The sequence below is a fragment of the Pseudomonas tremae genome, from assembly GCF_001401155.1.
GTDB classification, from domain to species: Bacteria; Pseudomonadota; Gammaproteobacteria; order Pseudomonadales; family Pseudomonadaceae; genus Aquipseudomonas; species Aquipseudomonas tremae.
The window spans coordinates 193101-218805 of record NZ_LJRO01000153.1 but is presented as its reverse complement, the minus strand read 5'-3'; the positions used below and the strand labels follow the sequence as shown (position 1 = coordinate 218805).

Sequence of the window (25705 nt, the reverse complement as noted above, 5' to 3'; positions counted from 1 at the left end):
TCAAGAGCGGACGCCCGGGAGCTATGGGTATGAGGATCAAAAACCTCATGACGAACAACTGATCTCCAGATGCTTGCCCCAGTCCGGTGGGCGCTGGGCGTAGCCTTGCATGCCGGGTTGCTCGGTGAAGGGCGTGCAGAGCACCTGATGCAGGCGGCGAACTTCTTCGTAGTCACCCTTTTCAGCCGCTGCGATGGCATTCTGGGCCAGGTAGTTGCGCAAAATGTACAGCGGATTGACCGCGTGCATGCGCGCCTGACGGTCCTGCTCGGTGCCGCTTTCTTCAAGGGCGATACGCGCCTGATACTTCTCGGCCCAGCCGTCGAAGCCCTTGATGTCCACAAAGTCGTCACGCAAGGAGCGCAGTGCTTCGGCAGCAGGTTGATCGCCCAGGCGGCGGAAGAACAGAGTGTAATCCACGCCGCTGTTCTGCATCAGTTGCAGTAGCTGACTGATCAGTTTGTCGTCCTGTTCTTCGGCAACCGTCAGGCCCAGCCGGCGCCGCATCAGGTCCAGGTAGTGCGCCTGATACAGCGGCAAAAACAGGCCGATTGTCTCGCGCAATGCTTCCACACTCACAAATGGCGTCAATGCCTGCGCCAGCGCACTGAGGTTCCACTGAGCAATAGGCACTTGATTGCTGAAGGAGTAACGACCTTCGTGATCAGAGTGGTTGCAGATGAAGTGCTCATCGAAATCGTCCAGAAACGCAAACGGGCCGAAGTCGAAGGTAATGCCCAGAATCGACATGTTGTCGGTGTTCATGACACCGTGGCAAAAACCGTAAGCCTGCCACTTGGCAATCAGCTCGGCATTGCGCTCGACGATTTCCCGGAACATCGCCAGATACGGCTCAGGCTGCTCCTGACACTGCGGGTAATGCATGGTCAGCACATGTTCGGCCAGCGTCTTCAGGTGCTCGGGCTGTTTGGTGTAGAAAAAGTACTCAAGACTGCCAAAACGCACATGGCTCTGCGCCAGCCTCAACACCATAGCCGCGTGTTCCTGGGTCTCTCGCCAAACCGGCGTGCTGGAGCTGACCACACAAGCGGCGCGGCTACTGGGAATGCCAAGCGCGTGCAGCGCTTCAGAGGCCAGAAACTCCCGAATCGACGAGCGCAGCACTGCGCGACCATCGCCCATGCGCGAATACGGCGTGCGGCCCGCGCCCTTGAGGTGCAGGTCCCAATGCTCACCTGCATCGTTGTAAACCTCACCAAGCAACAGGCCACGGCCATCACCCAGACGCGGGTTATAGGAGCCAAACTGGTGGCCTGAATAAACCATCGCCCGCGGCTCGGCTTCGGCCCACAGTTTGTGGCCGCTGAAGATTTCCGCGAACAGCGGCAGGTCAGCCTGTTCAGGGGCCAGGTCCAGCAGCGCCAGGGCGGACTGGCTGGCAACCACCAGACGCGGTGCGTCGATTGGCTCGGGCAGTACGTGGGTGGAAAACGCGTCGCCCAGGCGGGCAAAGCGGTTGTCGAAAATGAGTTCGTCGAGTGCTTTCACAGCGTTTCGCCTCCAGAGGAGAATGTCAGGCTTGCAACGGAACGGCGGCCTGTCGGGCTCGTCGGCGGTTTTCAACGATCAGAAACCGTAGACCCAGGCCATCAGCGGGAGTTCTGGCGATCAGGTATCGGCCCTGACTATCGGTTTCGGCTGCGCTCGTAAGCGGCCAGCACCGTACGCTCCGATTGCACCAGGTAATCCTCCAGCATGCGCATCGCCTCGTAGGGCTTGCCTGCATCGAGACAGCCGAGAACGGCGGCGTTCATGTCGAGGTACGGGGAGTGAAGCAGCTCGGGATTGTTGAGCAGCCCGAAGGCCAAGCGCAACTCTGCCGATATCTGCGCATAGAAGGCCACCAGTCGCGGGCTGTCGGACAGCTCGACGATGGCCTTGTGAAACATCATGTTAGCGGTGCCCACGGCAATCCAGTCACTGGCTTCACGCGCCTGCACGCCGGCCTCGACCGCATTGCGCATGTGCAGCACACCTGGGTGCTGTGGATAAGCCTGGGAGATCGCCCTGCATTCGATAAAGCGCCGGATGCGATAGATATCGATGATCGAAGCGATGTCAGGCTTGGCCACGGTCACGCCACGGTTGGGCTCATGAGTGAGCAACCCTTCGCGGGTCAGTATTCTGAAGGCTTCTCTCAAGGTGTTGCGAGAAATCTGCAGGCTCTCGGCCAGAGTCGCTTCCGAGAGGCGTTGACCGGGGACCAGCTCGCCCTCAACCAGCATCCTGCGAAGCTCTGCGGTGATTGATTCTCCAAGCGTACGAGGAAGGGCAGAAGCAGCATCGTTCATAAAGGGTCCAGAGAGAAAAAAGCCAGGTCGATATTCCACGACAGCGTATTGGCTGGCAAGGACGAAGGTCACCAGATGCTTCATCAGGTAGCACTCTTGAGTTCGTGCGTAACAATATGGTGCGAATGAGTGACCTAGGCTGATTAGATTGTTCAACAATATTATCGTTATGTATCTATAGGTTGCCTTGTTTGATTGAGCTTTGGCATGGTCATTGCTCTGGCAGATTACCCCCTACCTCAGGAATGCCGCCGTGACACAGACTGCCAATGAGTTCACCAAGGCGCGCCGCGCTTCTTTGATAGCTGCGATCTTCATGATGGCGACCTCTGCCATCGGCCCCGGCTTTCTGACCCAGACCGCTACCTTCACCGCGACCTTGGGGGCGGCATTTGCCTTCGGCATTCTGGCATCGATCCTGATCGACTTCGTGGTGCAACTGAACGTCTGGCGTATCGTCACTCTGACCAGAATGCGCGCGGCCGATCTGGCCAATACGGCGATTCCGGGCAGCGGCTATCTGTTGGCGGTGCTGGTGATCTTTGGCGGGCTGGTGTTCAGCCTCGGCAACATTGCCGGCGCGGGCCTGGGCTTGAATGCGCTGACCGGCCTTGACCCCAGGTGGGGCGGTGCGTTGAGCGCGTTGATCGCCATCGCGATCTTCTCCTCCCATCGGGCAGGCATCGCGATGGATCGCATCATGATGGTGCTGGGCACCCTGAAAGTCGGCCTGATCCTGTTTGTCGCGTTTGCGTCACATCCTCCGCTGGGGGAGGCGCTGCGCCAGACCGTTCTGCCGGACCTGATCGATTTCGCGGCCATCACCACCATTGTCGGTGGCACCGTCGGCGGTTACATCACCTATGCTGGTGCGCATCGCTTGCTTGATCGCGGCACAGTCGGCGTCGAGAACATCGACGTGGTGTCCAGAGCTGCGCTGACCGGTATTTTGGTCACGGGGATTGTTCGTTACGTGTTGTTTCTGGCGATCCTTGGCGTGGTCGCCAGTGGTGTCGTCATCGATGTGTCCGGCAAGGGCGCAAACCCGGCAGCCCAGGCGTTTACCGCAGCTGCCGGCAACTTCGGTCTGATCATGTTTGGTCTGGTGCTCTGGGCCGCGGGTATCAGCAGCGTGATCGGCGCTTCCTATACATCGATGTCGTTCATCACGGTGTTTTCAAAACATATCACCGAACGCGGGCGCAACCTGGCCACGGTCGGCTTTATTCTGATTACCGTGGTCGTATACGTAATGTGGGGCAAACCACCGGCTGCGCTACTGGTGTTTGCCGGTGGCTTCAATGGCCTGATCCTGCCGCTGGGCCTGAGTATTTTCATGTACGTCGGCTGGCGCCGTTCCGACATGATGGACGGCTACCACTATCCACGCTGGTTGTTGGTGCTGGGCGTACTGACTTGCCTGCTGTCGTGGTACATGGCGTTCATGTCGGTAGGTCCTATCTTTGCCTTCATCAATGCAGCCTGATTTCGGAGAACAGCAAATGCCTGCGATAGACCTGAACAGTGACCTCGGCGAAAGCTTCGGCGCCTGGAGCATGGGCGACGACGAGGCCATTCTCGATGTGGTCAGCAGCGCCAATGTGGCGTGTGGCTTTCATGCCGGCGACCCGGCCGGAATCCTGCGCACCCTTGAAGCCGCTGCCGCACGCGGCGTCTCGGTCGGTGCTCACGTGGCGTATCCGGACCTGGTCGGATTTGGCCGTCGCAACATGGACATTCCGACCGATCAGTTGATGGCCGATGTCATCTACCAGATCGGCGCATTGCAAGGCCTGGCCCGCAGCGCCGGAACAACCGTGAGTTACGTCAAACCCCACGGCGCGCTATATAACACCATTGCTGGCGATCAGCGTCAGGCAGCGGCGGTCATTCAGGCGTTGTTGCGCATTGACCCCACGCTGAAGCTTGTGTGCCTGGCCAATTCACCCTTGCTCGGCTGGGCGCGGGAGGCGGGCCTGTCTTGCGTCGCCGAAGCATTCGCCGACCGAGCCTATACCGTCGAAGGCACGCTGGTGTCTCGCTCGCGGCCCGGTGCCGTACTTCACGACGCCGGCCTGATCGCCGATCGCATGCTGCGCCTGGTGCGCGAGGGCATCATCGAAGCCGAGGACGGTAGCGAGATCAGCCTGCAAGCTGATTCGATCTGTGTACATGGCGACAGCCCCGGCGCGGTAAATATTGCCCGCATCCTGAAAGACCGCTTGCACGAAGCAGGCGTTACCGTCCGCGCATTCAGTCGAGGCTGATCATGAACAGCACACTGCAACACGCCCGCCAGGCGGCCATCGAAGCCCGTACCCGTTACCGCGAAGGGTTTGTCTCGCCGACTGCTGGCCAGGCGCCTGGGTTGACCCAATGCAACATGATCACACTGCCACGCGACTGGGCCTATGACTTTCTGCTGTTCGCTCAGCGCAACCCGCAAGCCTGCCCGGTGCTGGACGTGACCGAACCCGGCAGCTACACCACGTTACTTGCCGAACATGCTGACTTGCGCACCGACCTGCCGCTGTATCGGGTCTGGCGCGATGGCCAATTGGCCGAAGAAATCAGCGACGCCCGCGAGATATGGGCTCAGCACAGTGATCTGGTCAGTTTTCTGATCGGTTGCAGCTTCACCTTCGAGACCGACCTGATGAACGCCGGGATCGATGTGCGACACATCAGCGAGGGCTGCAACGTGCCGATGTATCGCAGCAATCGTATCTGCAGGCCCGCCGGCCGCTTGCAGGGAAACATGGTGGTGTCGATGCGTCCCATCGCAGCAGACCGCGTTGCAGAAGCGGCCAGAATAACCGGACGCTATCCCGGAGTGCATGGCGCGCCAGTGCATGTCGGTGAGCCTGAACGGCTCGGCATCAGCGACCTTGCGCGTCCGGATTTCGGCGATGCGGTGACCATCAAACCTGGCGAGATTCCGGTGTTCTGGGCCTGTGGTGTAACGCCACAAGCGGTGGTCATGGCATCCCGTGTGCCGTTTGCCATTTCCCACGCGCCGGGCCACATGTTCATTACCGATATTCCCGACAGCTACTACCACGTATAGGAGAGGCTCATGCGTTTCTACCCGGCCAACCTGGACGCGCTGCTGGTTGAACTGTCGAATCTGGACGAGACTCTTGCGCTGTTCGAATCACTGCAGCAGCAGCCTGTCGCTGGCGTTGAGGAGATCGTCCCGGCGGCCCGAACACTGCTGGTGCATTTTCGTCCTTCCGCCATCGGTTTCGATGCGCTGGCGGCGCAGATTGCCTCACGTGACATCCGCGGCACCGCTCGCGAGCCCGGCAAGCTCATTGAAATACCCGTGCATTACAATGGCGAAGACCTGGCCGACGTCGCCCGCGAGCTGGATATCAGCATCGACGAAGTGATCAAGCGCCACACTGGCAGCGACTACAACGTTGCGTTCTGCGGCTTTGCGCCCGGTTTCGCATACCTGAGCGGCGGCGCGGGCTTCGTGGTGCCACGCCGCAGTACGCCACGTACCCGCATTCCGGCTGGCGCGGTGGCATTGGCGGGTGGTTTCAGCGGTGTTTATCCACAGGCCAGCCCTGGTGGTTGGCAGATCATTGGTGTGACCCCATCGACGATGTGGGACCTGGGCCGGGACGAGCCAGCCTTGCTTCAGCCCGGTTATCGGGTGCGCTTTCAAGACGCGGGTCCTCTGCCCGTGGCCGGTGTTTCGGTGCCTGCGCCAGTCCGTCGGCAGGTTTCAACGGTCACCGAAGACTATCTGCACATCGTCACGCCGGGCCTGCAAACCCTGTTTCAGGACCTGGGCCGTCCCGGTCAGGCCGGGCAGGGCGTTTCGGCTTCTGGCGCGCTGGACCGTGGCGCACTGCGTGCGGCCAATCGCGCGGTTGGCAATGATCCGGCAACTGCTTGCCTGGAAATTCTCATGGGCGGCCTGACGTTCACGTGTGAGGGCCAGACAGTTGTTGCGGTCACAGGTGCGCAACTCATCGTCGACGTGTTGACGGCCGATGGGCAAAAGTTGCAGCCGCCGCTTTATGCGCCATTTTCTTTGCAGAGCGGCGATCAGGTCAGCATCGGCTCGCCCAGTGCCGGGCTGCGCAGCTACCTGGCCGTTCGGGGTGGTTTTGTGCATGAACCAGTGCTCGGCAGCCTGTCTACCGACACACTGGCGCAGGTTGGTCCCGCAGCGCTGGCAGCCGGTGATCGGCTGGGGTTCAAGCGCAAAACCGGCGGCCTTGCAGTATCGACTGCCGAGCAAACGGCCTTCGAGATGCCGCGTAATGATCAGATCATCACCCTGGATGTGGTCATGGGCCCGCGCAGCGACTGGTTCACCGCCGATGCCCAGCAACTGCTGGCGCAACAGACCTGGTTGGTGACGCCGCAATCCAACCGGATCGGCATCCGCCTGGCGGGCGAGCAGTCGCTGGAGCGTGCCGTCAGTGGCGAACTGCCCAGCGAAGGCACCACGGTTGGCGCCATTCAGGTGCCGCCCAGCGGCCAGCCGGTGCTGTTCCTGGCTGACCACCCGCTGACCGGTGGCTACCCGGTGATCGGCGCAGTTGCCACCTATCACCTCGACAAGGCCGGGCAGATTCCGGTCAATGCGCGCATTCGTTTCAACCCGCTGAGCGCCTTCGAGCCAGTGCGCCCCGCCACTTCAGACGAGACCGATAACAGATGAAAAAGGTTCTGATTGCCAACCGTGGCGAAATTGCCGTTCGTATTGCCCGAGCCTGCCGTGACTATGGCGTCGCCTCGGTGGCGGTGTATGCCGATGCCGATATCGACGCGCTGCATGTGCGTCAGGCCGATGAAGCCTATGGCCTGCAAGGCGAGCGCCCCACCGATACCTACCTGAGTATCGAGAAACTGCTGGCCGTAGCAGCGCGCGCGGGTGCCGACGCGGTCCATCCAGGCTATGGCTTCCTCTCGGAACGCGCCGATTTTGCTCGGGCCGTTATCGACGCCGGTCTGACCTGGATCGGCCCTGACCCAGCCACCATCGATGCGCTGGGCGACAAGGTTCAGGCCCGTCGTATCGCGCTTAAAGTTGGTGCGCCGCTGGTGGCAGGCACCGAAAACCCGGTGAAAGATGCCTCTGAAGTGGTCGCGTTCGCCGAGCAGTACGGCCTGCCGATTGCCATCAAGGCAGCCTTTGGCGGTGGCGGTCGCGGCCTTAAAGTGGCCTGGAAGCTAGAAGAGGTTGCCGAACTGTACGAGTCCGCCGTGCGTGAAGCGGTTTCAGCGTTTGGCCGCGGCGAGTGTTTCGTCGAGCGCTTTCTGGACCGCCCTCGGCACATCGAAGCGCAGATTATCGCCGACCGCCACGGCCGGGTAGTCGTTGTCGGCACCCGTGATTGCTCGCTGCAACGTCGCAACCAGAAGCTGATCGAAGAAGCACCCGCGCCTTACCTGAATGACGACCTGCGCCAGCGCATCCACGATTCCGCACGAGCGGTGTGTGCCGAGGCCGGTTACGTCGGTGCCGGGACAGTCGAATTCCTGCTCAGCGGTGATGGCACGCTGTCGTTCCTGGAGGTCAACACCCGCTTGCAGGTGGAGCACCCGGTCACCGAAGAAACCAGCGGCATCGATTTGGTCATCGAGCAACTGCGCGTGGCCGACGGCCTGCCGCTGTCGTTCGACGGCACGCCTGTGCCGCGCGGCCACAGCTTCGAATTTCGTATCAACGCCGAAGATGCAGGCAACGGTTTCCTGCCGACGCCGGGCACCATCGACGTGTTCCAGCCGCCGTCCGGACCGGGTGTGCGGCTGGACACCGGCGTGACAGTCGGCTCGCGAGTGTCACCCAACTTCGACTCGATGATCGCCAAACTGATCGTCACCGGAGCAACCCGTGAACAGGCCATCAGCCGCGCCCGTCGCGCTCTGGCCGAGTTCAAGGTAGAAGGCGTCGCCACCGTGCTGCCGTTTCATCGTGCCGTCATGGACCACGACGACTTCACCGCCGCCGGCACCTTCGCCGTACACACTCGCTGGATCGAAACCGACTTCGCCGAACACGTCACTATCGCGCCGCGCAATGCCGCACCGGTCGACCCGGGCGTGCTGCGCACCTTCGTCGAAATCGACGGCAAACGTCATGAACTGGGCCTGCCTGCTGCGCTGCTACATGGCATGAGCCTGAACTCTGCCGCACCGACGGATGCCAGTCAGCCAGCTACAGACGCGCCTGACCCGCACGCAGTGCTTACGCCAGTAGCCGGTAATCTGCATGCGTGGGCGGTCGAGGACGGAGCGACGGTAGAAGCCGGTCAGGTAATCGCGATCATGGAAGCCATGAAAATGGAGACATCGATACTGGCACCGTGTGCCGGGCAGTTGAAGGTGAGCAAGGAACCTGGCGAGTATCTGGAGGCAAAAGTGGTGATTGGGCGGGTTGAGGCCTGATGTAATCGCTGTTACGCACAACCGGGCTTTGTTGCCCGGTTGACGCGTGTCGGGTTGGTTGTCTCAGTCCAGCCGCAACTCAGGCGGCTCTGGCGCGTCCTTGGTGGCTGGTGCCACTTTGGTGTCTACCGGTTGCAGTGTTGTTTGCCCGGTAGGCGCGCTGTTCTTGTCGCCGGGTTCGGCTGGCACCAGTTTGTATTCCAGGCCTTGGGTGTTCTTGAGGTAGATCTCCATCTGGCGGAACGAGATGTTGATGTGCTGCTTCTTGAACTCGCGGTTGATGAAACGGTTGATCTCGTCGAGTACCGGGTTGCGGTCGCCCAGGTCGCGTACGTGCATGCGCAGTTCGTGGTCGAGAGTGCTTTCGCCGAAGTTCAGGAAGTAGACGATGGGCTCCGGGTCCTTGAGGACGCGAGGGTTTTCGCGGGCCGCTTGCAGCAGTAACGAACGCACCAGGTCCAGGTCAGAGCCATAGTCCACGCCCAGTTTGAGGGTCACGCGGGTTACGGTGTCGGTCAGCGACCAGTTGATGAGCTGGCCGGTGATGAAGGTCTTGTTCGGGACGATGATGTCCTTGCGGTCGAAATCGGTGATGGTCGTGGCGCGGATGCGGATCTTGCTGACCGTACCCGACAGGGCGCCGATGGTGATGGTGTCGCCGATCCGCACCGGTCGTTCGAAGAGGATCATGATCCCCGAGATGAAGTTGGCGAAGATTTCCTGCATGCCGAACCCCAGGCCTACCGACAGCGCTGCGACCAGCCACTGCAGTTTGTCCCAGCTCACGCCCAGCGTCGACAGGGTGGTCACGAAACCGATGCCGGCGATGGTGTAGGACAGCAGGGTAGTGGTGGCGTAGGCGCTGCCCTGTGCCAGGTTCATGCGGGACAGCACCAGCACTTCCAGCAGGCCAGGCAGGTTGCCCGCCAGCACGAAAGTGGTGACGATGATCACCCCGGCGCCGAGGAAGTCGCTGAGGCTGATGGGCACCATGCTCATGTTGGCGCCGGTGCCGCTGGTGTATTCGTAGAGGATGATGTTGTCCAGATAGGCGAATACCGTAATCAGCTCGGCCCATACCAGATACAGCGCGCCGACGAAACCGGCCAGCAAGGCCAGGCGGATCAGGCGTAGCGACTGCTGGTTGACCTGTTCGATGTCCAGCTTCGGCTCTTCGACAGGGATATCGCTGTCGCCGTTTTCTCTGGCTGCCTGACGCTTGGCCAGTGCGCGCTGATAGGCCAGTCGCCTTGCCGCTACGCCGAGGCCACGGACGAAGGTGGCTTCGACCATCAGCCAGATCATCATCAGGTACAGCGTGTCGATCAGGCGGTCGCTGAGCTTGAGTGCTGTGTAGTAATAACCGAAGCACACCGCCAGAAACAGCGCGACGGGCAGTGCCGTGAATGCCACGCCAATCGCTTTGCGGAACAGTGAAGCATTGTGATGCGTCGGGCTTGAGATCAGCAGTCGGCCCAGCAGCCAGGTCATCAGCGCGTAGCAGGTCAGTACGACGCCGATACCCAGTACGTCGTCAGACAGCGCAGCAGGCTGGTGCTCGGCGACTGCTACGACGGCAACCAGCGCCAGCACCACCAGCCCCAGGCGACGAACCCAGCCGCGCAGGAACGCGACCTGCGCTGGTTCCCAGCGGAAATGCAGCTGCGCTACGCCGGAGGGTGCCAGTACGCGGTAGGCGGTGTAGAACACCAGCCAGGCCAAGGCGATTTGCAGCAGCGCTTCGCCCAGATTGGCGTTTTGTCCGCGCGCGTCGATCTGCAGGGCATAGCCGCACAGCGCCAGCCCCAATGCGACCGGCATGGCCAGCAGCACGTTGATCAACAGCGCCAGCGGGGTTTTCCACTGGCTGTCACGCTTGAAGTGACCGATGTCAGCGTGCAACCGGTTGAGCTTCTGATAAAGCGCCTTGCGTCTCCAGGTGAGCACACCGATCAGCAGCAACAGTGGCAGAAACAGCAGCGGCCGCTGCGTCAGGCCGTCCGACAGCTCGCTGAGGCTGGAAGTCCAGGGCAGGGTCGCGACCTGTTTTTCCAGACGTGGCCAGATGTTTTGAAACCACTCCAGGTCCAGCGGCTTGTTGCTGGGAATCCAGAACATCTGCTCGTCCAGCGTGGAGCGCAGGCCCTGAGCGGTACTGGTCAACTGCTTCTGGTTCAATTGCAGTGTGATGGATTCATTGAGCAACGCGCTAAGTTCGCGGTTCAGGCGCTCTAGCAGGTCACTGCGGGTGATGGCCAGGTCCAACAGGGTTCGGCGCAGTTGCGGGGTGACGTTTTCCGGCGCTTGCGTAGCCAGCAGGCGTTCTACGTACGCGCTCGGGGTGCTCATCTGCTCCCGCTTCTGGTTGATGTCGAACTGGTACAGGCGGATGTTGGCGATTTCGTCAGCCAGGCCAGTGTCCAGCTCCAGATGCGGCAGCGACTGCTTCTGTTTGTAGAGAATCTTCGACAGCAGCAGGCTGCCGCTCAAGACGTTGATCTGCTCGCTCAAGGCCTGATCGGTCTGAGTCAGGTTGTCGAGTTGCTGCTTGGTCTTGAGGTTTTGCTGGGTCAGTTCGTTGAGGCGATCGGTACCGCGCAGCAAGTAGTCGGAGAGCTTGAGGTTTTCAGAACTCTCGGTTGCCAGCAGGCTGCTGCCCCCGGATTTCTGCGCTTCCAGAGACAGGTCGGCCACGGTTTTCTGTGACTGGGCGCGGCGCTTGTCGTTGATCAGGGTTTGCAGGTCCTGAATTTCCTGCTCCTGACGCGCTACTTTCTCAGTCAGCAAATCATGCTGGCTATTGCCCAGATCCTGAAGCTGGCTGTTACCGGCCAGTTCCTGGCGGCGCAACAGGTTCAGAGCATTGATCGACGCCAGTTCTGCATTGAGCAGGTTGCGCTGGTCGGCGTTGATTGTCTTTCCATTGTCCTTGCCGCTTTTGAGGGTGGCGTTGATCTGCTGAATGCGTGTCTGATTGGCGCTGATCTCAGCCTGTGCCCGTTCCGGTCGCGTCTGCGCGGTGATGGCCAGACTGTTAGCGTCGTTGAGTTCGCTTTGCAAATCACTTTGCTGGGTGCTGCGCTGGCTGAGAAGCTGCTCCAGTTGCGGCACGTCGAGGCCGCCGTAGCGCTGGGCGACGGGCACCACTTTGCTTTCTTTCAGGCGGGCCAGTTCACGCTGGTTTTCCGAGGTCTGTTTGGGGGCCTGAGCCAGTTGTTGCTTGAGCGCTTCGAGTTTCTGCTCGCTGTCTTTCTTGCTGGCTAAAAACGCCAATGTCTGTTCGAGTACCTGCTGCAATGCCTTCTGATCGGCATCAGGCAGCTTGCGGTCGGCAATCTTGTCGAGACTTTGCTGCACAGCCTCGCTGGTCGGAGGGTCGGCGGCCAGCGCCGGGAAGGTGGACAGGCAAAGCGCAAACAGTGCGGCAGCACAAATGGAACGCAGGGAAAACATAGACACCGGTCGCATGATGATACGTGTGGGTTGGCAGTTTAAAGGAACAGACCGAGACCCGGGCGGGTTCCTTCTGGGAATTTGACGCCGACTTTCTGGATCTTGTTCCCATCCATGACGGCAACAGTCCAAATAGTTCCGTTCCATTCAATCTGGTCGCCAACCACCGGCTCGCCTCGGTTCTTCTGCACGATGAACTGACTGAGCGGCATATTGGGGTCAATGCCATCCAGTTTCAGACCATACAACGCCGCGACTTCACCCAGTTGTGCGTCGCCTTCGAGCACGAAATCGCCGAAGAAGCGCAGATCCTGACCGCGCTGCGGCGCTTGACTGAAGAGTTTGCCCAACGCCGGAAGGTCATGCTCGTGGCCGATGACACACAGCAGATCACCCACTTCCAGCGTTGTGCTACCCGACGGGTGGAGCAGTTGCTGACCGCGGAACAGTGCGGCGATGCGCGTGCCTTCTGGCATTTTCAGTTCCCGCAGCGCTGCGCCGATGCACCATTTTTCGGCGCCAAGGCGGTAAACGAACAGCTCCCATTCGCTGGTGACGTGTACCTCCAGCGCTGCCCGGGAAACAGGGGCAGGGTCTGGCGGAACCGTGACTTTCAGCAGCTTGGCCATCCAGGGCAGGCTGGTACCCTGCAGCAACAGCGAGACCAAGACGATAAAGAACGCCAGGTTGAAATACAGCTGAGCGTTGGGCAGCCCGGCCATCAGTGGGAACACGGCCAGAATGATCGGCACCGCGCCGCGCAAGCCTACCCAGGCGATGAACGCTTTCTCGCGACCATGAAATACCTTGAAGGGCAGCAGGCCGACCATCACCGACAGCGGCCGCGCGACGAGGATCATCCAGAGTGCGAGCCCCAAAGCCGGCAGGGCAATCGGGAGCAGGTCATGAGGCGTGACCAGCAGGCCCAGCACGAGAAACATGCCGATCTGCGCCAGCCATGCCATGCCGTCGAGCATGTGCAGGATCCCGTGGCGGCTACGGATTGGCCGGTTGCCAAGTACCAGGCCGCACAGGTAGACCGCCAGAAAGCCGCTGCCGTGAATGGCGTTGGTCAGCGCGAAGATCGCCAGACCGCCGGCAATGACCAGGATCGGGTACAGACCTGCCGCCAGATTGATGCGATTGACCAGTTGCAACAGAATCCAGCCACCGCCAAGACCGATGACGCTGCCGATGCCGAATTCCTGAATCAGGTGCCCCAGAAGCCCCCAGTGCAGACCGGTCTGGCCACTGGCAATCATGCCGATCAGGGTCACGGTGAGAAACACCGCCATCGGGTCGTTACTGCCCGATTCGATTTCCAGGCTGGCGGTTACCCGCTCGTTCAGGCCTTTGCCGCCAAGCAGCGAGAACACGGCTGCTGCATCTGTCGAACCGACGATGGCTCCGATCAGCAAGCCTTGAATGACGCTCAGGTTGAACAGCCAGGCGGCCATCATGCCGGTCAGGACGGTGGTAATGAGGACGCCGACAGTCGCCAGCGACAGGGCTGGCCAGAGCGCTACCCGGAAACTGGACACCCGCGTGCGCAGCCCGCCGTCGAGCAGAATAACCGCCAGCGCCAGGTTGCCGACCAGGTAGGCCGTTGCATAGTTGTCAAAGATAATCCCGCCGCCATCGACGCCTGCCACCATGCCCACTGCCAGGATGATGACCAGAATCGGGATGCCGAGACGCGACGAAAGAGAGCTGACCAGGATGCTTGCGGCTACCAGCAACGCGCCGATCAGGAACAGGCTGTTGATGGTGGTGGCGTCCAAGGGCGGTACTCCAAAGAAAACGAAACAAAAGCGGGAAGAGCGAAAACTGACCATGCAGTCCGCGTGCCAAGCGATTTAACCTGTTGAATTGCTTGGCTGTCAAAGTGCAATTTCACGCGGTTGCGGCAGACCGGCGCTCCAGAGCACACGGTTCGTCGCAACTCTGCGGCTGATACCGACTTGTACAGCGCAGGTCAGGCGCTTCTGGCGCTCAATTGTCCAGGCCTCAGCCATCAGAGGTTTTTCTATAGATAGTTAGTGCCACGTGCGCGCTATTGGATGATTACGTGCATGACTTCTCTCATACAGGAAGACGTCATGACATCCATACCTTCGAAAATACCTATGACTGATCAGCAACGGCTGCGCGAACGCGCGCGGCAGTTTGTGCTCGATTATCCCGACCTGCACGATCTTGCCTATGAAGCAGCCAGCAATATCATGCTTCAGCACACGAAAAGGGTGTTCAATCCTGACAGGGTGTACTGGCATCGTTTTGGCAGCGCGAGCAGCAGTCCGCGTACCTTTACCGGCTGGCAGCATTCCGGTAAGCCGGTGCAATCAATGACGTTGATCGAACTGCTCATGCAGCGCTTCGAAGCCCACGACCAGGAAGCCAGCGACGAGCTCTCCCTGTACGGCGGTTTTTACACCGATGGCCCGGATCATGGGGTTTTCGACGAGCGCAACGAGGTGCCCATGCTGCCTCAGGACGTGCTCAAGGACATGTGGACACTCGATTTCAGCGAGCAGTACACCCGCCGTATGGAGCGTTTCTGGAGCACGCACAGCGAGAATTTCTGCATATTTGCCAAAGCGCACTATCTGGTTGCAGCCGGTAATTGCCTGCGCAAAGGCCAGCTTTCGCCAGACGACTTCAAACACGTCACTCGCTTCGTGGTCACTGACCCCTTACAGCCTCTTACGTTGAAAGCCTTGCTGGAATCGCCTCCGGCAACGCTTGGCCTTTCGGTGCATACGCTGGATATCAATGGCATCGAGGCCCACGACATGCTGCGCATTGTTATCGCCGATGGTCGGGAGGTTATTTATTGGCCTGATGCCGAGCAGCCTTTTCGGGTGTTTGATAACGAACGCGCTTTGTACAACTGGCTCAAAGAGCAGTTCCTGAGCGAGCAGGCCGGCAAGGCGCTGACAGGCCATTTCCTGCGAGGCCAAGCGGCACTGATAAAAGACAGCGCCAGCTTTTCCAGTGGTGTGAGCGAGTTGCTCGCGCAGGACTGGCATGCCGATGTTCGACTTATCAACCTATCCCAGGCACCCATTGTGGGTGATCCGTTTATTTACCAGCGTGATATTGCGCGCCAGGCCATGAGCGCCGATGCGCGTCAATTGCTGACGTCCAATACCGATCTGCGCAAGCAGATGTGGATGGGATATCTAAGTGCGTTCATGCAGGTTTTTGGCGGACTTGCCCCATTGGGGTGGCCTGTTGCCCTGACACTGGTTGGCGCAAGCTTTGCCAACACCGGTTTGAACATCGAACAGGCGGTCAACGGCAAAACCCCGGCGCAACGCCGCGCTGGTGTGTTGGGGGCCATTATCAACACCCTTTATCTGCTTTTTAATCTGCCACTACTGATGTCCATTCGGGCCACGCCCGAGCCCACGCAATTAGTGCGTGCCGATGTTGTGTCACTGCCCGGTGAAATTGTGCAGGGCAGCGTGCCTGTTGATCTACTGGATAACATGGAAGGCAACCTGCTGCTGGACAGCCTCACGCCTTCAGCCGCGGAAGGCAGGTTTCGTAGTATTTACTCGCTGAGCAATGGCGAAACCTGGATCAAGCTTGGGCAACTGCCTTACCGCGTGATGTTCAATGAGCAAGAGCATTGCTGGTTTATCGTCAACCCTGACAATCCCTTTGCGTTCATCGGCGGCCAGCCTGTGCGTCTCGGTGCAGACGGGGAGTGGATGTTAATGAAACCACTCGGCTTGCAGGGCGGCTCGCCTATGGAACCGCAGGTTCCGTCAACCAGCGCATTTGCCCCTGCAAGCAAACCTTACGTGGCGGTGCGTTCGACGTTTTGGGACCGGTACCTGCAAACGGACATCTTCAACGAACAGTACTATTCGGACAGCGCCCTGGCCCGGCAGAAACAAGTCATGGCGATCTGGGAACCCACCCCGGAGGATGTTTTGGAGTCTGACTCTTCGTCCGACGGCGATGAGGTGTACAAAGACCCGTGGCACGGAAAACACAGAGTATTCAGGCTGGGCGAGGACGAATATAGCGGCGCTAACATCAAGCTCTACACTCAGGAGGACGCGATGTTCAATCGATTCCTGCGTACAGGCAAGCGTGATGTCAATCATCAGGTCAGGTTCATTGAGCGGCTTGCCGATGACATCCATGTGGTGGGCTATAACAATGATGTCGAGTTGTATCGGGGCGGCAGTGGCGATCGCGGCACCTCGGGTGCGGTATTCCGCAGCGGGCAGATCAAGGTCGGTGATGTTCTGGTCAATACCGATATCACCTCGTTCAGTGAAAACCCCTATGTGGTTGGCGCTTTCGCCAGCAGTCGTGCCGGTGCTCCCACCAACGCGCTCATTGCGCCAGTAACGTTTGATGACACTTCGGTGGTGTTTGTATTGCCCAAGGGGCGGTATCTGAGGGCCACTCCGATTGCGCCGTTTTCAGCCTCGCCCGAGGAAGCCGAGTCGATATTTCTGCCTGGATGCTATTTTCAGATCGACAGCATCGAAGAAGTCGTCGGTGATTTTTACCGCATCATGAAAGTCCAGATGCAGGAGGTAGACCGCCCGGCTCAAGGGCTGACGCTTTACGATCTGCGCACGGGTGAACCCTTCAGCCGGGCGCAATATACGCTCAAGCTGGGTGCAGACGCCAAGGTGCTGGTCGACCGGTTTTTTCCGCATGACCCACTGGCCAACCTGTTCAGCCCTCACTGAGCAAGTGCCAGCCGGGGTTTGATCAAAACCAGTTCTCGTGCATTGCCAGGCACGTGTCATCACGGTTTTCCAGTATTGTCAGCTCGTGATGGCAGCTCGGTACTTCCCATGTCAGGAAGTACCGAGCTGCTTGCAGCTTGCCCCTGTAAAAGTCGTTATCAGCCGCATTGCCTTTGCTCAAACCTTCCTCTGACCGGATGGCCTGTTCCAGCCATCGCCAGCCGACGATGGTGTGCCCGAATACCTTGAGGTACAGCGCCGAATTGGCGAGGGTGCTGGTGATTCTGCCCTGAGCCATATCGGTCAACAGGCCAAGGGTGACGGCCTGCAGACGTGCCACCAGATGTTCGAGAGGCTGGCGCAGTTCATCAATGGGGGCGTGTGCCTGGGCGCGTTCGCAGGTGCCGGAAATCAGACGCAACAACTGCTTGAGTCCGGTCCCGCCGTTTTGCGCCAGCTTGCGACCCAGCAGGTCCAGCGACTGAATCCCTTGCGTGCCCTCGTGGATCGGGTTAAGGCGGTTATCCCGGTAATACTGCTCGACCGGGTACTCGCGGGTATAGCCGTGACCGCCGAGCACTTGAATCGCCAGTTCATTGGCCTTGAGACAGAACTCCGATGGCCAGGATTTGACGACAGGGGTCAGCAGGTCGAGTAACTCGTGAGCCTGCTTGCGGACATCTTCTGTCTCGCCGGTCTGGGTATCGTCGAACAGCCGCGAGGCATACAGGCAGAGGTCAAAGGCGCCTTCCACATAGGCTTTCTGGGTCAATAGCATGCGCCGCACGTCAGCGTGCTGAATGATCGGGACAGGCTTGCTTTCCGGGCTTTTGCTGTCTGGCAAACGGCCCTGCGGGCGATCGCGGGCGTACTCAAGTGAATACAGATAACCCGAATAACCCAGCATCGCAGCGCCAAGGCCGACGCCAATGCGCGCTTCGTTCATCATCTGAAACATGTAGCTCAGACCGTGATGCGCTTTTCCCACCAGATAGCCAACACACTCGCCGTTATCGCCGAAGTTGAGCGCTGTGGACGTGGTGCCTTTCCAGCCCATCTTGTGAAACAGCCCGGCCAGCAATACATCGTTGCGTTTACCCAGGCTGCCATCTTCGTTGACCATAAATTTTGGCACGATGAACAGCGAGATGCCTTTGACCCCGCCAGGCGCATCCGGCAGTTTCGCCAGAACCATGTGTACGATGTTCTCGGATAGCGAATGATCGCCTCCGGAAATGAAGATCTTGTTGCCGCGCAGTCTATACGTACCGTCCGCTGCGGGTTCTGCACGTGTGCGTATGTCAGACAAGGACGAACCTGCATGGGGTTCAGTCAGCGCCATGGTGCCGAAAAAACGGCCCTCGATCATAGGCTGCAGAAAGCGCTGCTTCTGCTCGTCGCTACCAAAGCTTTCGATCAGATTGGCCGCGCCCATCGTCAGGAACGGGTATGAGGTGGTCCCGACATTGGCTGCCTGAAAGTGCGCGAAACACGCTTGGGAGAGCAAGGTAGGCAACTGCATGCCGCCCGCTTCGAAATTACGCGATGCGTTGAGAAAACCGGCTTCAAGGAACGCGTCTACTGCCGGCTTGACCTCTGGAATCAGAATGGCCTCTCCGTTCTCGTAGCGCGGTTCGTTCTCGTCAGCCTTGCGATTGTGCGGCGCGAAGTATTTTTCCGCGATGGTACGCGCGGTTCCCAGCGCAGCATCGAAGGTTTCTCGCGAATGCTCGGCAAACCGCTCACGCCGGATCAGCCCCTCGGCGTCCAGCACTTCGTACAGCTCGAAAGCCAGATTTCGGGAACTGAGCAGCGACTCGGACATAATGGCGTACCTATTATTGGAATAGGCTCAGTCTAGGACGCGTTGTGCGTTGGCGGTAGCAAGATTGATTCGGATGATAGGTGCTCTTTCGAACAGCCATCGTTGCCACGCTGGAGCGCGGCAACGAGATAGCGTGTTGTATCACCCGATCGTCATCAAGCTCGCATTGCCGCCAGCCGCCGCCGTGTTGACGCTCAGTGCGCGTTCTATCACCAGACGCTCCAGTGGAACACTGGTTTCGCCGTGGGACAGGCCGTTGACGCCGACTATCGCGCCGTTGCGCCGCGCGACCTGCTGGCAGATAGCGCGTAGCTGGTCCGAGTCGCCGTGGTGCAGGACGGCGTCGATGGTGACTTCATCCTTTTTCCAGTCCGGAACGAGCTTGATACGTGCCTGCACCTCTTTGGGCAGGCGCGCGCGCAGTGGTTTGCCGACATCTGTTTCCGGCCAGACGGCCGAGCCGCCGACAGCCAGAACGGCCGCCAGTTGAATCAGCAGGTCGGCTTCGTCATCGGCCAGGCACAAGATGTGCTCGCGTGGCAGGATCGCATAGCTGTTGCGCTCGCCGGTAGGGCCTGCCAACTGGCGGGTAATGCCGCTTTGCGACTGCTCGGCGTACTGGCTGCACAGCGCATCCAGTTCGGCGTTTTGACTGCTGGCGGCCCATGCTTTCAATGCCTGCAGCGGTTTGCTCATCACCTCGCGCAGACGGGTATCCGGAGCGACCAGCGCGTCGCCACGCTCGAACGATTTCTCGATGGCATCGTGAGGTCGTGTCGACAGCAGGCGATACAGATACAGCGGACCACCGGCTTTTGGGCCTGTGCCGGACAAACCTTCGCCGCCAAACGGTTGAACACCCACCACGGCACCGACAATGTTGCGGTTGACGTAGACGTTACCGGCATTGACGTTGTCGATGACCTTGGCGATGGTTTCGTCGATGCGGGTGTGTACGCCGAGTGTCAGGCCATAGCCGGACGCATTGATCTGGCCGATCAACTGGTCCAGCGCCTTACGCTTGTAGCGCACCACGTGCAGCACCGGGCCGAAGATTTCGCGTTGCAGCTCATCGAAGCTTTCCAGCTCGATAAGGGTAGGCATCACATAGGTGCCGCGCTTGAGTTCGGCACTGTCGGCCATGGCCACCTGGTAAACCGTGCGGCCTTTGTCGCGCATGGCCTGGATGTGTTTCTCGATCCCGGCCTTGGCCTCGGCATCGATGACCGGGCCGATGTCCACGGACAGGCGCTCCGGGTTGCCCAAGCGGCTTTCGGCCATTGCGCCCTTGAGCATTTCGATGACGCGGTCGGCGGAGTCTTCCTGCAGACACAGCACGCGCAGTGCCGAGCAGCGTTGGCCGGCGCTGTCGAACGCCGAAGACACCACGTCGATCACCACCTGCTCGGTCAGCGCCGAAGAGTCGACGATCATCGCGTTCTGGCCACCGGTTTCGGCGATCAACGGGACAGGACGGCCCTGAGAATCCAGGCGACCTGCGACATTGCGTTGCAGCAGGCGGGCGACCTCGGTGGAACCGGTGAACATCACGCCCTTGATGCGCTCATCACCCACCAGCCCGGCACCTACGGTTTCGCCACGGCCTGGCAGCAGTTGCAGCACGCCTTCCGGAATTCCTGCCTCAAGCAACAGGCGCACGGCCTGAGCGGCGATCAACGGCGTCTGCTCGGCAGGCTTGGCCAGCACCGGGTTGCCAGCGGCGAGTGCGGCGGCAACCTGCCCACTGAAAATCGCCAGCGGGAAGTTCCAGGGGCTGATGCACACCACAGGTCCCAGAGGGCGGTGGCCGTCGTTGGTAAAATCATTTCGTGCCTGCACAGCGTAGTAGCGCAGGAAATCCACCGCTTCTCGCACTTCTGCGATGGCGTTGGCGAACGTTTTGCCTGCTTCCCGGACCAGCAAGCCCATCAGCGGCTGGATTTCGGCTTCCATAAGATCGGCAGCACGCTCCAGAATTGCAGCTCGCTCGGCAGGCGGTGTGGCCTGCCAGATCGGGCCGGCGCTCAAGGCGCACTGAATGGCGTTATCCACGTCTTGCAGGGAGGCTTCCTGCACATGACCCACCACATCACGCAGGTCCGAAGGGTTCAATGCAGCGGTCAGGCTGCCTGCACCTGCCGGGCAACCGAGCATCGGCGCGGCTTTCCAGTCGTTGTGTGCGGTAGCCAGCAGTGCCGAAGACAGCGAAGCCAGACGATGTTCGTTGGCCATGTCGATGCCGCTGGAGTTGGCGCGTTCTGAGCCATAAAGGTCACGCGGCAGCGGAATGCGCGGGTGCGGCAGGCCGAAACCGCCTTCCTGCGTTGCCATGCGCTCGATCTGGCTGACCGGGTCGGCCACCAGTTCCTGAATGGAGATAGAGTGGTCGGCAATCCGGTTGACGAATGAGGTGTTGGCGCCGTTTTCCAGCAGGCGGCGGACCAGATACGCCAGTAGCGTTTCGTGGGTGCCGACCGGTGCGTACACGCGGCATGGACGGTTCAGCTTGCCATCGGCCACTTTGCCTACGACTTGCTCGTAAAGCGGTTCGCCCATGCCGTGCAGGCACTGGAACTCATACTGGCCGGGGTAGTAGTTCTGACCGGCAATCTGGTAGATGGCCGCCAGAGTGTGGGCGTTGTGCGTGGCGAATTGCGGATAGATGACTTCCGGTGCCGCCAGCAACTTGCGGGCGCAAGCGATGTACGACACGTCGGTGTACACCTTGCGGGTGTACACCGGGTAGCCTTCCAGGCCTTCGACCTGTGCGCGTTTGATCTCGCTGTCCCAGTAGGCGCCTTTTACCAGACGTATCATCAGGCGATGACGACTGCGACGTGCAAGGTCGATCACGTAGTCAATCACATATGGGCAGCGCTTCTGATAAGCCTGAATCACGAAGCCGATGCCATTCCAGCCAGTCAGCTGCGGTTCGAAGCACAGGCGTTCGAGCAGGTCCAGCGACAGCTCCAGGCGGTCGGCTTCTTCGGCGTCGATGTTCAGGCCGATATCATATTGTTTGGCCAGCAAGGTGAGCGCCAGCAGGCGCGGATATAGCTCTTCCATCACGCGCTCGTATTGAGCGCGGCTGTAGCGCGGGTGCAGCGCCGACAGCTTGATGGAAATGCCCGGGCCTTCGTAGATGCCGCGGCCATGGGACGCTTTGCCTATCGAGTGAATGGCCTGCTCGTAGGACGCCAGATATTTCTGGGCGTCGTGCTCGGTCAGTGCTGCTTCACCCAGCATGTCATAGGAGTAGCGGAAGCCCTTGGCTTCAAACCGGCTGGCGTTGGCCAGGGCTTCACCGATGGTTTCGCCGGTGACGAACTGCTCGCCCATAAGGCGCATGGCCATGTCGACGCCCTTGCGGATCATCGGTTCGCCGCTTCTGCCAATGATGCGGCTCAGCGAAGAGGTAAGGCCTGCTTCGTTGTGTGTCGCGACCAGCTTGCCGGTCAGCAACAGGCCCCAGGTTGCCGCGTTGACGAACAGTGACGGGCTGTTGCCGAGGTGTGGCTGCCAGTTACCGTTGCTGATCTTGTCGCGTATCAAGGCATCACGCGTGCCCTTGTCCGGGATGCGCAGCAGCGCCTCGGCCAGACACATCAGGGCAACGCCTTCCTGAGACGAAAGCGAAAACTCCTGCAGCAGACCCTGAACAATACCGGCACGACCGCCGGCGCTTTTCTGATTGCGGAGTTTCTCTGCAATCGATGCAGCCATCTTGTTGGTGGCTTCTGCAACAGGCGCCGTCAGGCGAGCCTGCTCAAGCAGCATGGGCACCACTTCGGGTTCGGGGCGTCGGTAGGCCGAGGTAATAGCGGCGCGGAGCACTGATTGCGGCTGGATGCTTTCGGCAAAATCCAGGAAGCATTGCAGGCCGGTGTCTTCCGCCAGCTCGCCACGGTCATCGCTGTCCTTGCCTGTCGAGCCATCGAGCTCCAGCAAGGTTGCACCACTCTCCAGCTTTTCCAGGTAATTGAAGATCGCCTGCTTGATCAACCAGTGCGGTGTACGGTCGATGGACTGCGCGGCAGCTTTCAATCGCTCGCGGGTAGGGTCGTCGAGTTTGACGCCAAGAGTGGTGGTGGCCATATGTTGTCCTCTTTATAGCCACTCGAATGTGGCATCGGCTTTGGCGCAGGTTAGCGCTGGAGTCGACGAGGTGCAACCGAGTGCAACCCTGTTTGGAGAATATTTTGTGACATTCACAGGGAACGGTCAGTGAAATGATCCCTGCGCTCAATGCTGGTGCGCGTTTTTTCGTGTATTGCGTCGAAAACGCCCTAAAATAGGGCGAAAAATCGCCCTGACCTGTTTTTTTGTAACAGGTGCAACTTGTGCGATGAAATGGGTTGCACCTTGTCTGCTTTGTTTCATAGCATCCATCCCCTCGGTGCAACCGTGACTGTCATTCCGCAGGGGATCAGTCAGCGCGGTGTCGGGTGCACAGGTGAATATCGCCGGTCCGGTGGTTCACGGGTGCATCAGGTGCCAACATAAAAACAATGCCAAGGCAGAACTCATGAGTGTCAGCAACCCTACCTTGATCACGTTCGTGATCTACATCGCGGCAATGGTACTGATCGGCCTGATGGCCTATCGCTCGACCAACAACCTTTCGGATTACATTCTTGGCGGACGCAGCCTGGGCAGTGTGGTCACTGCACTGTCGGCGGGTGCTTCGGACATGAGCGGCTGGCTACTGATGGGGCTGCCGGGCGCCATCTACATGTCGGGTCTGTCGGAGAGCTGGATCGCCATCGGCCTGATCGTCGGTGCTTATCTCAACTGGCTGTTCGTGGCGGGGCGTCTGCGTGTTCAGACCGAGCACAATGGCGATGCATTGACGTTGCCGGACTATTTCAGCAGTCGTTTCGAGGACAGCAGCGGGCTGCTGCGCATCATTTCCGCCATTGTGATTCTGGTGTTCTTCACCATCTATTGCGCTTCCGGCATCGTTGCCGGTGCGCGCCTGTTTGAAAGCACCTTCGGCATGCCCTACGAAACCGCTCTTTGGGCCGGCGCCGCAGCGACCATCGCCTACACGTTTGTCGGTGGCTTCCTGGCTGTCAGCTGGACAGACACTGTGCAGGCCACGCTAATGATCTTCGCGCTGATCCTTACGCCGATCATCGTGCTGCTGGCGACAGGCGGGGTCGATGCGACGTTCCTGGCGATTGAAGCTAAAGATCCGACCAGCTTCGACATGTTCAAGAACACTACTTTCATCGGCATCATTTCACTGCTGGGCTGGGGGCTGGGCTATTTCGGTCAACCGCATATTCTGGCGCGCTTCATGGCGGCGGATTCGGTCAAATCGATTGCCAACGCCCGTCGCATCTCCATGGCCTGGATGATTCTGTGCCTGGGCGGTACCGTGGCGGTCGGCTTCTTCGGGATCGCCTATTTCTCTGCCAACCCGGATGTGGCCGGCCCGGTGGTCGAAAACCCCGAGCGGGTGTTCATCGAGCTGGCCAAACTGCTGTTCAATCCCTGGGTTGCCGGCGTGCTGCTCTCGGCGATTCTGGCTGCTGTCATGAGCACGTTGAGCTGTCAGTTGCTGGTGTGTTCCAGCGCACTCACCGAAGACTTCTACAAGGCTTATCTGCGCAAGGACGCTTCCCAGGTCGAACTGGTCTGGGTCGGTCGCGCAATGGTGCTGCTGATTGCGATCATCGCCATTCTGCTGGCAGCCAACCCTGAGAACCGTGTGCTGGGTCTGGTGAGCTACGCTTGGGCTGGTTTCGGTGCGGCATTCGGCCCTGTGGTGCTGATTTCGGTACTGTGGAAAGGCATGACGCGCAACGGCGCTCTGGCTGGCGTGGTTGTCGGTGCGGTGACTGTGGTGTTGTGGAAGCAGTTCAGCACGATGGGGCTGTATGAAATCATCCCCGGTTTCATTCTCGCCAGCATCGCGATCGTGGTGTTCAGCCTGATCGGCAAGCCAGCATCGGCTTCGATGCAGACGCGTTTCCTCGCGGCTGAGCAGGACTTCAAAGCTAACCGCTAACAGCAAACGCCTGAAACAAAAACGGCCCGCCTTTCAATGAAAGTGCGGGCCGTTCTGGTTATGCCTGGAAGCTGAAAAGCTCAGCTTTTATTGTGATCGATGTCCAGGTTGTAGAACGTGGCCTTGCCACCTTCCGAGGTGTAGCCCGTATTGTCTTGGGTGTACACGCCCGCTTTGAAGTAAAGCGGCTTGTCACGCCAGGTCTTGCTGATCCGTTTGCTCCAGTCGGTACTGTTGACGGAGACAGTCAATTTACCGCCCTTGGTCAGGTTAATCGCGTAGTTGAATGTCTCATTCAGCTTCACACCTTCTACTATCTTATAGACCTTGCTGTCGTCGTCATCGTAACGGTTGCGAACTTTGGCAACGATGTCACCGGTCTTGGTGTCTTCATCGTATTGGTATTCGACTTTCAGAAGAGGCTCGGTGCTTTCATAGGCGTGGATCTGGCCGATCACGACCTTGCCTGTCGACGGTACCTGATCCACTTCCAGTTTGGCATTCAGGTGGTTGTCTGCGTCTGGATAGACCCAGTTGTGTAGTGATCCGTCGGCCCAGGTTTCTCGTAGTTCGCTACGCGAGTATTTGGCGTTGTCGGTCTTGGTGCCAGTCACCGGCGACCAGAACACGATGGAATCAGACTTAGACTGGAAGTATTTCCCGTCGTAGCCCTTTACCAGTTGAGAGGTTTCGATGGTCTTGGGGGGTGTCTCCACCGGGATGCTGAGGTTCCACGATCCAAGATCTACCATTTTTTATCCGTCCATAAATACGTTTTGCCAGCGAATGGGTCTCTGGTCTGTAGGGAAAGGTTTGGGGGGAGGGTTTTATACGTCTTGTAAGACAATTTGTTAATGGAAAATTGTCGAACGAATGACGTCAAAGTGCTGTCACTTTTTCTGCAGGGCAGGGATTTCAAGGGCTGTAGAGAATGACCGTTAGTCGGTTAGATCGAACTTTGATGGTTGGGAAG

The 25705-nt window shown here is 59.5% G+C and carries 14 protein-coding genes; 7 read left to right on the top strand and 7 right to left on the bottom strand.

The window, feature by feature from the left end:
• Positions 1-45: 45 nt before the first annotated feature.
• A complete protein-coding gene (selO, locus tag ALO43_RS10890) occupies positions 46-1509 on the bottom strand; it encodes a protein adenylyltransferase SelO (protein WP_054997491.1) in 1464 nt (487 codons plus the stop codon).
• Between the two features lie 137 nt (positions 1510-1646).
• Positions 1647-2312 carry a GntR family transcriptional regulator gene (locus tag ALO43_RS10885; RefSeq protein WP_081004301.1) on the bottom strand — a complete coding sequence of 222 codons (666 nt, stop codon included), beginning with the start codon at positions 2310-2312 and terminating at the stop codon, positions 1647-1649.
• A gap of 253 nt (positions 2313-2565) precedes the next feature.
• Between ALO43_RS10885 and ALO43_RS10880 the strand changes: the two genes are divergently transcribed.
• The 5 genes from ALO43_RS10880 to ALO43_RS10860 are packed head-to-tail and all read left to right on the top strand — an operon-like array spanning position 2566 to position 8723.
• A complete protein-coding gene (locus tag ALO43_RS10880) occupies positions 2566-3798 on the top strand; it encodes an NRAMP family divalent metal transporter (RefSeq protein ID WP_054997490.1) in 1233 nt (410 codons plus the stop codon).
• Between the two features lie 16 nt (positions 3799-3814).
• Positions 3815-4579 (top strand): LamB/YcsF family protein, encoded by a 765-nt coding sequence (locus ALO43_RS10875; protein ID WP_024668627.1) that lies wholly within the window; start codon positions 3815-3817, stop codon positions 4577-4579.
• 2 nt (positions 4580-4581) lie between these two features.
• Positions 4582-5379, top strand: coding sequence for a putative hydro-lyase (locus ALO43_RS10870; protein ID WP_054997489.1), 798 nt, complete (start codon positions 4582-4584; stop codon positions 5377-5379).
• A gap of 9 nt (positions 5380-5388) precedes the next feature.
• Positions 5389-6993 carry a 5-oxoprolinase subunit B/C family protein gene (locus ALO43_RS10865; protein ID WP_054997488.1) on the top strand — a complete coding sequence of 535 codons (1605 nt, stop codon included), beginning with the start codon at positions 5389-5391 and terminating at the stop codon, positions 6991-6993.
• Positions 6990-8723: an acetyl/propionyl/methylcrotonyl-CoA carboxylase subunit alpha gene (locus ALO43_RS10860; protein WP_054997487.1), complete on the top strand. Its 1734-nt coding sequence runs from the start codon at positions 6990-6992 to the stop codon at positions 8721-8723. The genes ALO43_RS10865 and ALO43_RS10860 overlap by 4 nt, the downstream gene beginning before the upstream one ends.
• A gap of 63 nt (positions 8724-8786) precedes the next feature.
• Here the strand turns inward: ALO43_RS10860 and mscK are convergent, their stop codons facing one another.
• Both mscK and ALO43_RS10850 read right to left on the bottom strand, forming a co-directional pair.
• Positions 8787-12176 carry a mechanosensitive channel MscK gene (mscK, locus tag ALO43_RS10855; RefSeq protein WP_005888379.1) on the bottom strand — a complete coding sequence of 1130 codons (3390 nt, stop codon included), beginning with the start codon at positions 12174-12176 and terminating at the stop codon, positions 8787-8789.
• Positions 12177-12214: 38 nt separating this feature from the next.
• Positions 12215-13957, bottom strand: a complete 1743-nt coding sequence (locus ALO43_RS10850) for a potassium/proton antiporter (protein ID WP_053479869.1) — start codon at positions 13955-13957, stop codon at positions 12215-12217.
• 318 nt (positions 13958-14275) lie between these two features.
• Here ALO43_RS10850 and ALO43_RS10845 point away from each other — a divergent pair, with 318 nt between their 5' ends.
• On the top strand, positions 14276-16894 hold the full coding sequence (locus ALO43_RS10845; RefSeq protein ID WP_054997486.1) for a dermonecrotic toxin domain-containing protein: 2619 nt from the start codon (positions 14276-14278) through the stop codon (positions 16892-16894).
• Positions 16895-16916: 22 nt separating this feature from the next.
• Here ALO43_RS10845 and ALO43_RS10840 read toward each other — a convergent pair whose 3' ends face one another.
• Positions 16917-18719: an acyl-CoA dehydrogenase gene (locus tag ALO43_RS10840; protein WP_054997485.1), complete on the bottom strand. Its 1803-nt coding sequence runs from the start codon at positions 18717-18719 to the stop codon at positions 16917-16919.
• A 141-nt stretch (positions 18720-18860) separates the two neighbouring features.
• Positions 18861-22814, bottom strand: a complete 3954-nt coding sequence (putA, locus tag ALO43_RS10835) for a trifunctional transcriptional regulator/proline dehydrogenase/L-glutamate gamma-semialdehyde dehydrogenase (RefSeq protein WP_024668630.1) — start codon at positions 22812-22814, stop codon at positions 18861-18863.
• Positions 22815-23244: 430 nt separating this feature from the next.
• On the opposite strand from putA, the gene putP reads away from it, so the two are divergent.
• On the top strand, positions 23245-24732 hold the full coding sequence (gene putP, locus ALO43_RS10830; protein WP_024689965.1) for a sodium/proline symporter PutP: 1488 nt from the start codon (positions 23245-23247) through the stop codon (positions 24730-24732).
• Positions 24733-24812: 80 nt separating this feature from the next.
• On the opposite strand, the gene ALO43_RS10825 is transcribed toward putP, so the two are convergent.
• On the bottom strand, positions 24813-25484 hold the full coding sequence (locus tag ALO43_RS10825; RefSeq protein ID WP_054997484.1) for a polysaccharide lyase family 7 protein: 672 nt from the start codon (positions 25482-25484) through the stop codon (positions 24813-24815).
• Positions 25485-25705: the final 221 nt, after the last annotated feature.

Bases quoted from the DNA above. Each gene is read 5' to 3' on its own strand.
- ALO43_RS10840 (WP_054997485.1), bottom strand. From the start codon at position 18,719: ATGTCCGAGTCGCTGCTCAGTTCCCGAAATCTGGCTTTCGAGCTGTAC.
- ALO43_RS10825 (WP_054997484.1), bottom strand. From the start codon at position 25,484: ATGGTAGATCTTGGATCGTGGAACCTCAGCATCCCGGTGGAGACACCC.
- putP (WP_024689965.1), top strand. From the start codon at position 23,245: ATGAGTGTCAGCAACCCTACCTTGATCACGTTCGTGATCTACATCGCG.
- ALO43_RS10845 (WP_054997486.1), top strand. From the start codon at position 14,276: ATGACATCCATACCTTCGAAAATACCTATGACTGATCAGCAACGGCTG.
- ALO43_RS10885 (WP_081004301.1), bottom strand. From the start codon at position 2,312: ATGAACGATGCTGCTTCTGCCCTTCCTCGTACGCTTGGAGAATCAATC.
- putA (WP_024668630.1), bottom strand. From the start codon at position 22,814: ATGGCCACCACCACTCTTGGCGTCAAACTCGACGACCCTACCCGCGAG.
- ALO43_RS10870 (WP_054997489.1), top strand. From the start codon at position 4,582: ATGAACAGCACACTGCAACACGCCCGCCAGGCGGCCATCGAAGCCCGT.
- ALO43_RS10875 (WP_024668627.1), top strand. From the start codon at position 3,815: ATGCCTGCGATAGACCTGAACAGTGACCTCGGCGAAAGCTTCGGCGCC.
- mscK (WP_005888379.1), bottom strand. From the start codon at position 12,176: ATGTTTTCCCTGCGTTCCATTTGTGCTGCCGCACTGTTTGCGCTTTGC.
- ALO43_RS10860 (WP_054997487.1), top strand. From the start codon at position 6,990: ATGAAAAAGGTTCTGATTGCCAACCGTGGCGAAATTGCCGTTCGTATT.
- ALO43_RS10865 (WP_054997488.1), top strand. From the start codon at position 5,389: ATGCGTTTCTACCCGGCCAACCTGGACGCGCTGCTGGTTGAACTGTCG.